This window comes from Alistipes sp. DJF_B185, from assembly GCF_964250025.1.
Taxonomy (GTDB): domain Bacteria; phylum Bacteroidota; class Bacteroidia; order Bacteroidales; family Rikenellaceae; genus Alistipes; species Alistipes finegoldii.
Map to the genome: position 1 here is coordinate 261,171 of NZ_CAXUDY010000003.1, position 12,207 is coordinate 273,377.

Genomic DNA, 12,207 nt, shown 5'->3' on the forward strand with positions numbered 1-12,207 from the left:
CGGCCGTCGCTGATTCGGCGGGAGTGCGGATTCGAAACGAAGCATGCCGTCTGCCGTTTGCCGTTCGCCGTTGTCTGTTTACCGCATTCTGCCCGTCGCTTTATCGTTCGCTTTTTGCCTGCGGGATTCCTGTGCCCGCTGCTTTGCGTCTGTCGCTTAGCGTCCGTTGTTTCTTGGCTGCCAGTCCGCTGCGTTGTTGTTTGCTTTTCCGCCGGTTGTCCGCAGCCGGCCTCTCTCCGGCGGCGGTTCTCTGCGCGTCGCTTTGTATCTGCCGCACCGCCGTCCGCCGCCATATGTGAAAAAGCCTTTCGGCCATAACGGACGAAAGGCTTTCGTGTGTCGGAAGATGATGTTATCCGGAGGTGCCGTTATTTCTTGTTCGCGCCGCTTTCGAGAATCGAGACGATGGAGTAGAGCGTGAAGCAGATGGCGCCGAATCCCGTCAGTACGCGCGCCGGAACGAAGTATTTGGTTTCGAACAGCGCCGCTTCGTAGAGGAACGCGGCGAGGAAAAGGCACGCCAGCGCCGTGAGTACCGGAATGATCGGGATGCGGTTGGCCAGCGGGAAATCGGCGTGCCAGATTTTCGCCAGCAGGATCACCTTGCTCGAAATGCTCCAGCAGATCAGCGCCAGTCCGATCAGCACGAAGCCCACGAAATTGATCGACTCGCCCCGGAATGTGAAGATCATGATCAGCCCCAGCACGAAAGCCAGTCCGCCCATGCAGAGCACCAGACTCATCCAGCGGCGGCGTTCGCCCATCGTGTAGCTGCCCCGTGCCTGACGGGCGATGCTGGCGACCAGCGCGATCAGCGAGGTGCAGACGCAGGCGATGCCGAACATGACGCTGCCCGCGACGATATGCGCCGGGAGCGTCCCTATCGAAAACAGCAGGATGCACCAGAGCCATGCTCCGGCGGCCACGGCCGATACGATGAAGATCAGCAGCGAGCTTTGTCCGCGCGAGAATCCCGCGGGATTGATCGAGAAACTGCTGTCGCCTGAGTTTTTGGGGATCAGGCTGAATCTGGTCGAGGAGGTGGCGGCCGTCGAGACGCAGGCCGTGATGAGTCCGAGTCCGCAGACCACATGCCCCGTGACGTATGCGCCCGTCATGTTCGACGTGATGATGAAGATTCCGCAGATGACCGTCATGGCGGCGAAAGCGTAACCGACGGCCGGGAAAAGGTACTTCGCGGCGGCGCTGTAGGTGCCGATGATCTGGCGGATGATGGTCGCGGCCGTGCAGTAGAGCGCGACGCAGATCGAGCCGAGAAAAAAGACGACGGGACCTGCGGTCAGCCGTGAAGGATCGCTTCCGGCGGCGAAGACGTAGGCTCCGTAACCGAAACAGAATGCCGCCATCGCGAGGGGTATGGCGCGGAAAAGAATGCTTATGCCGTGGTTCATAAACTGAGTTTTTGTTCGAACGCAGACCTGCAAATCCCGAACCAAAGAAAAAATGGCTATCTTTACGCCATGAAAAATATCGTTTTCGACCTCGGCGGGGTGCTTTTCGCCCGCGACAAAAATAAGTCCACACAGGAATTCCATGAATTTTTCAGCTTTATCCGCTCGGAGCGGATGCCCCTTTTCTGGGAGGAGTACGACCGGGGCGCATCGACGCTCGGCGAGGTGACCGACATTCTCGCCCGGACGACCGGCTGCCCGCGCGAAAAGTGCGAACGTTTTCTGCTGCTGTCGATCGACATGCAGGAGCCCGTCGCGCCGACCGAACGGCTCGTCGGCGACCTGAAGGCCGCGGGGTACAGGCTTTACGTGCTTTCGAACATGTCGCGCGAGTTCATCGCCTTCCTGCGCCGTTTTCCCGTCTACCGGCTTTTCGACGGCGAGGTGGTCTCCTGCGAGGAGGGGACGGTAAAGCCCGAACCGCGGATTTACGAAATCCTGCTGGAACGCTACGGACTCGATCCCGCCGAAACCCTTTTCATCGACGACCGCGCGGCGAATATCGCCGCCGCCGAAGGGCTGGGCATCGCCGGATACCTTTTCGACCACCGGAATCCCGCCGCCGCATGCGACGAGCTGCGCCGCAGGCTGCTGTAACAATAGGAAGCGATAAAAATAAGAGAGGCCGGTTTTCACCGGCCTCTCTTTGCATTGCAGTCTTTCGGAGACTTAGTTGAACGTGTAGCGGATGCTGAACATGGCCGACCAAGTCGCAACCGTGCTCGCATACTTCGACCAAACGGGCTTGGTGAAGTTGTAGGCGTTGGTCTTGGTGTTGTATTTCAGAATCTGCGACGATTCGAGACGGTCGATGCCGCACCAGTTGCGGTTGATCAGGTTGGCGAGGTTGTTGATATCGACGCCCAGCGTGATCGTGTTGCGCTTGCCGTTGATATTGATGTAGAAATCCTGCGAGAATTTGAAATTCACCATGTGCTGCCACGGCATCACGGCGCCGCCGCGCTTCGAGTATTCGCCGATGTGCTTCGACAGGTAGGAATCCTTGTTGATGAATGCCCAGAAGTCGTTTTTCTGGTCGGCGGCCGAGTAGATGACCTTGCCGTTGTCCACCAGATCGGCGAACGTCATCTTGTCGAGCTGTTCGCGGGTCGGGATGTAGAGAAGCAGGGCTGCACCGCCGTCGCCGGTGACGTTACCCATCGTATAGGAGTAGCGCGAGTAGGAGTAACCGCCGATATAGCCGTGCTGGAACGCTTCGTAGTAGAGTCCGAAGTTCGATGCGCCGTTCTTCTGCGCCAGACGGTAGCCTACGTTGAAGAGAATGCGGTGGGGCGATACGTACGATGCGTATCCCAGTTCGGGCGTGTTCGAACCGTTGCGGTTGAACGTATTGGTGTTATATGCCGAAGTCACTTGGTCGCCGATGCCGTCGATCACGTTCTTGGCGCTCGAATAGGTGTAGGCAGCCATCAGCGAGAGACCGAAGCCCCAGCGTTTCGACACCTGAGCGGAAACCGATGCGTAATATCCGTCAATATCGGCGTTGTTGATCAGGTAAGGATTGATGGAGTATTTCTCTTCGGGATTCTTGTTTCTGATATTCTGGCTCTTCCATGCCTTGCGCAGAGCAGGTTCGCCCGGAAGCTGAATGCCTGCGGGGTTCTCTTCGATACCGAGTTTGGTTACGGTTACCGAGTTGAAATCCTTGTTGTAGATTCCCTCGATATTCAGGTCAACGTCACCCGGCAGTTTCAGATCCAGCGCCAGCGAGGTCTTCCACGTGGAGGGCATCTTGAGTTTCTTGTCCAGAATGGTAGGCTGCGTGTTGGCCGCCAGATCCTGCTGTTTGTAGGTGCCGCCGTAAATGTCCTTCAGCATGTCGTTGACGTTGGTGTGGAAGCTGGGCATGCGCGAATCGCCCTTGTAGAGCGAGAGTCCGTTCTGGATGCAGTTGCTGTTTCCGGCTACCGACACCAGCCATACGAACGGCAGACGGCCGTTGAAGACGCCCGTACCGCCGCGGAGAATGTATTTGCGTTCGCCGGTCATATCCCAGTTGAAACCTACGCGGGGAGCTACGGCCAGACGTGCTTTGGGCATGTCCGAGGTCTTATAGCCGCCGTAGTTGGCGAAAGCCTGCGTGAAGTCCTTGTTCTCGTTGTTGTCGATGGAGGGGTAGGAGGGCACCTCGAAACGGATGCCGACCGTCGCCTTGAAGCGCTCGCTGAAATTGATCTCGTCCTGCAGATAGATCGAATACTGCATGTAGGTGAACTGGGGATACTCCTGAGCCAGTACGTCGTTGTTGCCGTGGGCGATACGGAACGCCAGCGGTTCGCGGTCGTTCTTGAAATCGTCCCATGTCTCATAGACGTAGTAGCCGGCGCCGCCCTGCAGGTAGCCGTTCTTGGCCACGTTGTGCTCGAACTGCAGACCGGCGACGAAACGGTTCTTGCCGACCGTATAGCCGATTTCGTCCGTCACGACGTGCGTGCTGACCTCGCGCAGGTTGCCGTACGTGAAGGGGTCGAGACCGAACGAGGCGTATACGGCGCGGTTGCCTTGGTATTCTTCCAGAATGTCTACGGTCGGGAAGAGCTTGCCGTCGTAGCTGCGCGGCTCGTACTGATGCGAGTAGGTGTAGCGCAGCGTGTTGGTCAGACGGCCTTCGAGGAAGCGCGAATTCAGCTCGGCGGCTACCGACGTGAAGTTCTGCTCCTGATAGTAGCGCGAATTCTGGAAATACATGGCGTAATTCGAAGTACGGCCGTAGTCGTTGCGGTCATAGGTCAGTTTGCTGTCCAGCGGGCTGATCGAACTGGACGGCGACGACGAATACTTGTTCTGCGTACGGCTGAAGCGTACGTTGAGCGAGTTGTTGCGGTTGATGTTCCAGTCTACGCGGGCCATGAGTTTGTAGCCGGGCGTTTTTACCGAATAGCCTTGGTAGGGACCGGGGTTGTAGCCGTATTTGTCGATCAGGAAATTGCTGATTTCGTCGAGTTTTTCGACCGTCGGACGGTTGTACTGCGAGCCGCCGCCGAAGCTCTGGCCGTCGCTGGTGCGTGCCAGACGCGACGTTCCCGGCGTGGTGTTCCACTCGCGCTCGAAGTTGGCGAACACGAAGAGCTTGTCCTTGACGATCGGGGCGCCGATGCTGAAGCCGAGGGTGGTGTTGCGCATTTCGCTCAGCGACAGTTTGCCGCCGTCGTACTTGTCGCCCTGAAGCTGGTCGCTCTTGGCGAAAACATATGCCGAAGCCTTGAATTCGTTGGTTCCCGACTTGGTTACGGCGTTGATCGCACCGCCCGTAAAGCCGCTCTGGCGAACGTCGTAGGGGGTGACCGATACCGACATCTGCTCCAGTGCGTCGAGCGAGATGGGCGAGCCGCCTGCGGGCAGGTTGCCGCCGATGCCGAAGGCGTTGTTGAACGCGGCGCCGTCGACCGTTACGTACGACTGACGGTAGTTACCGCCGCCGATCGCCAGACCCGACGTGGTGGTCGAAGCCTGCGGCGTGAGTTTCATGATGTCGTTCATGCTGCGGCTTACCGAAGGCATCAGCTCGATCTGCTCGCTGGAGATGCTCGTAACGGCGCCTGCGCGGTTTACGTTCATCGAGCTGTTGCGGCCGTCGGCCGTAACGACTACGGCTTCGAGCGTCTGGCTGTCCTTCAGGAAAGCGTTGCGCGTGAGGGTTTCGCCCAGCTGCAGTTCGAGTCCGGGGAACTCGACGCCCTGATAACCCACGAACGAGAAGGTCACGGTGTAGGGACCGCCCGTACGCAGGCCCTGCAGGTTGTAGCGGCCGTCCTTGTTGGTCACGGCGCCGTACTGCGTACCCGAAGGGGTGTGCACGGCGATAACGGTGGCGCCGGCGAGGGGCTGGCCCTGTTCGTCGGTAACCGTACCGTTCATGCCCGAAGTCGTCACCTGCGCGGAAGCCGCGGCGACGGTGAAAATCGAGAGCATCAGAATGAAAAGTTTCTTCATACCAGATAATTTAGTTAATAAAAAAGGGTTTTGTTATGGTTTTCGTTGCATTTGCGATTCGCTTCCCTGCCGCAGACCCCTGCAAGGCCGTTTTCCGGAGTGTCCGTAAAAGCAGAGAGGGATACACCTCGTCCGGAGTATCCCTCGTTACTTATATTATATAGTCACGATGATCTAGTTGCGTTCGTTTTCGCACGTTATAAAAGCCACCCCCCCCCGCATATATACGGAAAAGATGCGAACAGACCGATATGTTGACTAAGTCAGCCATAAGTTTCATAGCACAAATATAAATCAAATATTCCGACGCCGCAATAGAATATGCGAAATTTTTATCAAACAAATTTTCAGTGCGTTGCCGGGGCCGCCGGAGGGGCTTCCGGCACGTTCCTTGCGCCCGCTGCGGCGTATGCGGAACTTCAGGGAAAGATACTGGCGCTATTCGCTTTTCGTGCTGATCCTCGGACTGGGGATCACGATCTGCATCGAGCTGACTCCGTTTCTGGGTGGTCTGCTCGGAGCGGCGACGATCTACGTGCTGCTCCGGCGGCAGATGCAGGTCCTGACGGCCTGCCGCCGCTGGCGGCGCAGTCTTGCCGCCTCGCTGCTGCTGGCCGAGGCGGTGCTCTGTTTTCTGGTCCCCATCAGCCTGATCGTCTGGATGGTAGTCAATCAGGTGCAGGACATCACGCTCCGGCCCGATTTGATCATTACGCCGCTCAAGCACATCGCGGCGCTCATTCACGAGAAAACCGGCTACAACCTCTGGCAGGAGGAGAACATCTCCTCGATGATCGGCATGATTCCCAAGCTGGGGCAGTGGGTCGTGTCGAGCATTTTCGATTTCGGGATCAATATCGTCGTGCTGCTGTTCGTGCTTTACTTCATGCTCATCGGCGGCCGCCGCATGGAGGAGTACTGCCGCGAGATACTTCCCTTCGACAGCTCGGTGAGCGGCAGCGTCATGCGCGAAGTGCATATGATCGTCCGCTCGAACGCCATCGGAATCCCCCTGCTGGCCGTGGTGCAGGGTATCGTGGCCTACATCGGCTACCTGATCTTCGGCGCTCCCAGTCCGCTGTTCTGGGGCGTGCTGACCTGCTTCGCGACGATCATCCCGATCTTCGGCACGGCGCTGGTCTGGCTGCCGCTGGCCGGATACATGGCCCTTGCGGGCGAGTGGGGGCCGGCCGTGGGGCTGACGCTGTACGGCGGACTGGTGGTGACGCACGTGGACAACGTCGTGCGTTTCGTGATGCAGAAGAAACTGGCCGACACGCACCCGCTCGTGACGATCTTCGGCGTATTCATCGGACTCTCGCTCTTCGGGTTCATGGGCGTCATCTTCGGTCCGCTGCTGCTTGAGATGTTCGTCTTCTGCGTCAATATCTTCAAGAAGCGCTACCTCGACGGCACGCCTGATAAACAGCTCTTTGTGCCCGGCGGCGCTGTCAGGGCGCATGGCCCGGAAGTCCCTGCGGAGCGGGGCCTTTACGAAAAGTAATCTTTTCGGTCGTTTTTTGTGAAAATTCCGTGCAAAATAGTTGGAATTTGAAATTGTTTATTATATTTGTTATTGGAATAACAGTAAGAACGAGCATAAGAACCCTTAATCCATATATCACAATGGCGAGAAATCTCAAAATCAGAGACCTTACGTTGCGCGACGGACAGCAGTCCTCGTTCGCGACGCGCATGTCGCAGGCGCAAGTAGACCGCTGCCTGCCGTACTACAAAGATGCAAATTTCTATGCGATGGAGGTCTGGGGCGGTGCCGTGCCCGACTCGGTGATGCGCTATCTCAATGAGAATCCGTGGACGCGTCTGGAGACCATTTACAAGGCCGTCGGCAATGTGTCGAAACTCACGGCCCTGTCGCGCGGCCGCAACCTGTTCGGCTACGCTCCCTATCCCGACGACGTGATCGACGGCTTCTGCCGCAACTCGATCGAGAGCGGGCTGGGCATCATGCGTATTTTCGACGCCCTGAACGACGTGGACAACGTCAAATCGACGGTCAAGTACGTCAAGCAGTACGGCGGCATCGCCGACTGCGCGGTTTGCTATACGGTCGATCCGAAATATCCCGAACCCGGTTTCTTCGCCAAGCTCATGGGCAAAAAAGGCCATGAGCAGGTCTTCACCGACGCCTATTTCCTCGACAAGGCCAAGCAGATGGCCGCGTTGGGCGCCGACATGATTACGATCAAGGACATGTCGGGTCTGATTCCGCCGCGCCGCGTCGCTACGCTGGTCAAGCTGTTCAAGAAGAACATCGACATTCCGGTCGATTTCCATACCCACTGTACGCCCGGCTACGGCCTTGCATCGGTACTTGCGGCAATCATCGCCGGCGTCGATGTCGTCGATACCAACTGCTGGTATTTCGCCGAAGGCACGGGCGCCCCGGCCATCGAGCTGGTGCACGTCTTCTGCAAGAAACTCGGCGTCGATACCGGTGTGAACATGGAGGCCGTCGCCAAGATCAACACCCGGCTGCGCGAGATCCGCAAGGAACTCAACCAGTCGGTATTCGGCACGGAGAAACCCGAACCCAAGCCCTTCAATCCGCTCACCGACACGCTGCCCGCCGAGATCGACGCGCTGTTCGACAAGGCGATCAAGGCCGCTCAGGCCGACGATGAGGCCGCGACGATCGACGCCTGCCGCAAGATCGAAGCTTACTTCGGCTTCCCGGCTCCCAACGAACTGGTGCAGAAGGCCGAGATTCCCGGCGGTATGTATTCGAACATGGTCGCCCAGCTCAAGCAGCTCAAGGCCGAGGATATCCTGCCGCGCGCCATGGAGCTGATTCCGTCGGTGCGTCTGGCCGCGGGTCTGCCGCCGCTGGTGACCCCTACTTCGCAGATCGTGGGCGCGCAGGCCGTGAACTGCGCCCTCGACGAGAAGGCCGGACGTCCGATGTACACCAACAAAAGCTCGCAGTTCGTGGGGCTGGTGAAGGGCGAGTACGGACATACGCCCGTGAAGATCGACCCCGAATTCCGCTTCAAGATCTGCGGCGTCCGCGAGGAGACTCCTTACGATACGTCGAAATACCAGATGCAGCCCAATCCGGAGCTTCCCGAAGCCGGCGGCGTGAAACTCGCCGCCAACGAGAAGGAGGTCCTGCTGCTCGAACTCTTCCCGCTGGTCGCCAAGAACTTCCTGACGGACATGAAGGTCAAGGCCTACGCCGCTTCGAAGCCCGCGGAACCCAAGGCCGAGGAGAAGAAGGCCGAGGAGAGTGTTGCGGCCGCCATTACGGGCAATACCGTTACGGCACCGCTGCCCGGCCGCATCATCGAATTCAAGGTGAAGGTCGGCGATACGGTAAAAGCGGGTCAGGAAATCGTTGTTCTCGAAGCCATGAAGATGGAGAACTCCGTGACGACCGATTACGCCGGCACCGTCAAGCAGATTCTGGCGCATCCCGGCGACAACGTGGCCACCGACGCCGTGCTGGTCGAGATAGTATAGTTCCCTCCGGCCTGCTTATCCGAAGAAAAGCTGCCCGCGTTCTGCGGGCGGCTTTTTTTGATTGCGGATTCGGTAAATATCGCTATATTTGTTCCATCGATTAATTTAACCTCAGATTTATGGCATTTTTCAAAGAATTCAAGGAGTTTGCCCTCAAGGGAAACGTGATGGACATGGCCGTCGGCGTAATCATCGGCGGCGCTTTCGGCAAAATCGTGTCGTCGCTGGTGAATGACATCCTGATGCCGCCGATCGGGGCGCTGATCGGCAATACCGACTTCTCGCAGCTGCGGCTCGATATTTCGAAGTTCCGCGACATGACTTCGAGCGCCGTGCATGCCGTCGGCGATGCCGTGACGGGTGGAGGCGAGACGGTGGCGCAGGCCGCCGTCGAACCCGTCTACTGGAATTACGGCGCTTTCATCCAGCAGTGCATCGACTTTACGATTCTGGCGTTCTGCGTCTTCATGATGGTGAAATTGATGAACCGCCTGATGAAGAAGAAGGAGGAGGCCCCTGCGCCCGCCGCCGGGCCGGTGCTGTCCAAAGAGGAGCAGCTGCTCACCGAAATCCGCGACCTGCTGAAGGCGCAGAAGAAATAGGGGATGTCTCCCCGAAAAGAGGAGTCCGGCCTATTGGTCGGACTCTTTTTTGTGCGAGTACTCCTGCAGTACGTAGGTCGTGAAGATCGGGAAGAACATCATGCCCAGCGAGGGGAGCATCACGCAGAATATCTTGCCGATGGTCGTCACGGGGAATATCTCGGCCCCGACGGTCGTGACGTTCATCCACGCCCACCACAGCGCGTTGCCGAAACCGTGGAGCTTGCTGTTCACGAGTATTTCGTAATCGTAGAAGACCAGCGCCGAAATATAGGTGAAGACGACCACGGTGAAGATGTAGGCGAAGAAGAGTTTTCGGACCTTGTTGTCCACGAGCCACTGCACCACGATGTAAAATGCGAGGAACGCCCGCATCAGCGGCATGATGCCGATCAGCGTGGCCCAGTAGCGGGGGAGTTCGGCGCTGCTCCAGTCGATGATGTTCAGATAGGGTATCGAAATCAGCAGTACGAGGAAATTGCGGCCGAAGAAGCGGGCTTTGCGCTCCGAGGCTGCCCACCGTACGAAGAAATCGCACAGGAACAGAATGCAGACTACGAGCTGGATGATCAGGTAGTTGCGTGAAAAGTGCATGTGGTCGCCGGCGATTATTTCCCACGAAATGGCGGCGAGCAGAACCACTCCAGCGATTACTTTGAGGATGCTCAGGCAGTTACGGATCTCCGTGCGTGTAGATTCTGACAGGGACATATTTTCGGTTTACGTGCACTCGGCTCAAAATCAGTGCCAAAGCGTCGGAATGCGAATTTTCCGTCGATTTTTTGCCCGAAGATTTTGCACGATCGAAAATTTCTATTACCTTTGCATTCGCTTTGATAGCAATGGCGGGTTAGCTCAGCTGGTTAGAGCGCATGATTCATAATCATGAGGTCCCGAGTTCAAGTCTCGGACCCGCTACTTTTTCGAAATGAGGTGCTTAGTAAAATTAAGCACCTCATTTTTTTCTATAGGGTTTATTCGGTAGGTTTTTCGGCATCTGTCTCGGATAAAAACGCTTTTGCGGCGGATCTTATCCTCTCTACGACGTTGGATTGTACTTTGACGGGCATTTCGATAATGGCTTTTGCCGTACGCATCGCTTCGTTTGTCCGCCCGTTTTTTTCATAGAGCCTGAATAATTGATAAAGGGGAACAAATCTGTTCGGAATCATTCGGCTGGCGATAATATAGTGCTCCTCGGCTTTTTCTTGGTTATTCATGTTATCGTAATTGTCCGCAATTATCCGCTGAACGTCATAATCGTTGAAATAGTCCGTGCATTGAAACATGACAGCGTTGCTGCCGGAATAATCTCCGGCATGATTTAAAACGGCTCCGTAATTATAGAGAAACATGGGGTCTCCGTTCCACTGGGCATGCAGAGCCGCATAACGGTCAAGAATTTCGCTCTTGTCCGGAAGACCGTCTTGCCGGGCTAACCGGCCCCAGTGTTTTTCAAATTCCACATCCCGTATCAGGAATATACCAATAACACCCAGCAAAGCCGCCCATATGAATTTTCCCCTGCCGTTTATCCTAAAGGCGGTCGCTGGTTTTATCTTAATCGCGGCCAAGGAATAAGCCAGCAAGACCGTCACGAAAGAATAACGCAGCGGATACGAGAAGCACGCGAAGACAGCTGCGGACAAAATACAAAGATGAGGGATGGTTATTTGCCGGGATGATTTTATCAGAAATACGAATGCGTCGAGTACAGGCAGAAGTCCGACTGCGCCATATTCTATTGCAACCAGCAAATATTCATTGAATGGATGAGTTACATTGCCGGCCAACAGTGCATATGGGCTGTCGGTATTTTTAGCAAAATAATCAGCCTGACAGAGCATATATTCCCGCATAAATCCCGAAGGTCCGAAGCCCAACACCGGTTGGTGGGAAATCATCTCGCAGGTATTTTTCCAGATAAGAATTCGGCCGAGAGCGGAGTCCTTTTTGAGGAGAAACAATCCGGCGACCAATATGACGAATATGATGCCTGATAGCGGAAAAATGAAATTGCGGTGTTTCCTGAGCAGGCCGCAATATCTATGGCCCAAATATACTGCGGCAACAATTACAACGGCAAGGATGCCTGCCCGCGATCCCGAAAGAATTATGGACAGGGTAATAATTGCGGATGCGGCCAATCCGAAAAGGCGCATCCGTTTACTTTTCCGCATGACTGCCAGACAAAAGGGGAAACCTGCTGAGAGGCATGCGGCAAAGCCTGCCGGATTGTCAAAACTCCCTGTAATGTCAAATCCTCGGCTGACATAAAAGATTCCTATGTACTGTAGTAATCCATATACGGCCTGCAGCAGGCATGCTATGACAATGAGAAGATCGGTATTGTGCAAATCCCAATCATCTATTAGCCTGAACGACAGATAAGTTGAAGCGAATGAGGCGATCGAAAGAATGAAAATGTCCGGTTGGGGCGATCCGCTGAAAAATATACGGGCAAAGAGATAGAAGATAAATGCGGCTGCCAAGATTGAGATTTTATCTATGGCGATCTTCGGACGCTTGATCAGGACCAGCAGGCCAAAACCGAGCAGTACGCTTCCTCCTGTAAAGGCATACCATTTCGATACGATTTCGGATTCGACGAATCCACGGCAGTTGAGGAACATGGTCGAAAACAGCATAAGGGCAATGGCCGCGTTTATAACCAATGCCCTTATGTCGAGTGCTGCCAA

The 12,207-nt window shown here is 56.1% G+C and carries 8 protein-coding genes and 1 tRNA gene; 5 read left to right on the forward strand and 4 right to left on the reverse strand.

From position 1 onward, the window contains the following. Positions 1-368: 368 nt before the first annotated feature. The gene (locus ACESTR_RS06275) at positions 369-1,412 is read right to left on the reverse strand and encodes a DUF2776 family protein (protein ID WP_373179012.1); all 1,044 of its coding nucleotides are present in this window, start codon (positions 1,410-1,412) and stop codon (positions 369-371) included. 69 nt (positions 1,413-1,481) lie between these two features. Here ACESTR_RS06275 and ACESTR_RS06280 point away from each other — a divergent pair, with 69 nt between their 5' ends. After that, positions 1,482-2,069 carry an HAD family hydrolase gene (locus ACESTR_RS06280; protein ID WP_014776355.1) on the forward strand — a complete coding sequence of 196 codons (588 nt, stop codon included), beginning with the start codon at positions 1,482-1,484 and terminating at the stop codon, positions 2,067-2,069. Between the two features lie 72 nt (positions 2,070-2,141). On the opposite strand, the gene ACESTR_RS06285 is transcribed toward ACESTR_RS06280, so the two are convergent. Further along, entirely contained in the window at positions 2,142-5,426 is a 3,285-nt protein-coding gene (locus ACESTR_RS06285) for a carboxypeptidase regulatory-like domain-containing protein (protein ID WP_195559283.1), read from the reverse strand. Positions 5,427-5,835: 409 nt separating this feature from the next. Between ACESTR_RS06285 and ACESTR_RS06290 the strand changes: the two genes are divergently transcribed. The 3 genes from ACESTR_RS06290 to mscL all read left to right on the forward strand — a co-directional run bounded on the left by ACESTR_RS06290 (position 5,836) and on the right by mscL (position 9,508). Further along, entirely contained in the window at positions 5,836-6,930 is a 1,095-nt protein-coding gene (locus tag ACESTR_RS06290; RefSeq protein WP_195559284.1) for an AI-2E family transporter, read from the forward strand. 122 nt (positions 6,931-7,052) lie between these two features. Beyond that, the gene (locus ACESTR_RS06295) at positions 7,053-8,906 is read left to right on the forward strand and encodes a biotin/lipoyl-containing protein (RefSeq protein ID WP_373179014.1); all 1,854 of its coding nucleotides are present in this window, start codon (positions 7,053-7,055) and stop codon (positions 8,904-8,906) included. 119 nt (positions 8,907-9,025) lie between these two features. Further along, positions 9,026-9,508, forward strand: coding sequence for a large conductance mechanosensitive channel protein MscL (gene mscL, locus ACESTR_RS06300; protein WP_014776360.1), 483 nt, complete (start codon positions 9,026-9,028; stop codon positions 9,506-9,508). Positions 9,509-9,538: 30 nt separating this feature from the next. On the opposite strand, the gene ACESTR_RS06305 is transcribed toward mscL, so the two are convergent. Further along, entirely contained in the window at positions 9,539-10,219 is a 681-nt protein-coding gene (locus tag ACESTR_RS06305) for a potassium channel family protein (protein ID WP_022044008.1), read from the reverse strand. A gap of 133 nt (positions 10,220-10,352) precedes the next feature. On the opposite strand from ACESTR_RS06305, the gene ACESTR_RS06310 reads away from it, so the two are divergent. Beyond that, positions 10,353-10,426, forward strand: a tRNA-Met gene (locus tag ACESTR_RS06310). A 56-nt stretch (positions 10,427-10,482) separates the two neighbouring features. Here ACESTR_RS06310 and ACESTR_RS06315 read toward each other — a convergent pair. After that, positions 10,483-12,207 carry an O-antigen ligase family protein gene (locus tag ACESTR_RS06315; protein WP_373179016.1) on the reverse strand — a complete coding sequence of 575 codons (1,725 nt, stop codon included), beginning with the start codon at positions 12,205-12,207 and terminating at the stop codon, positions 10,483-10,485.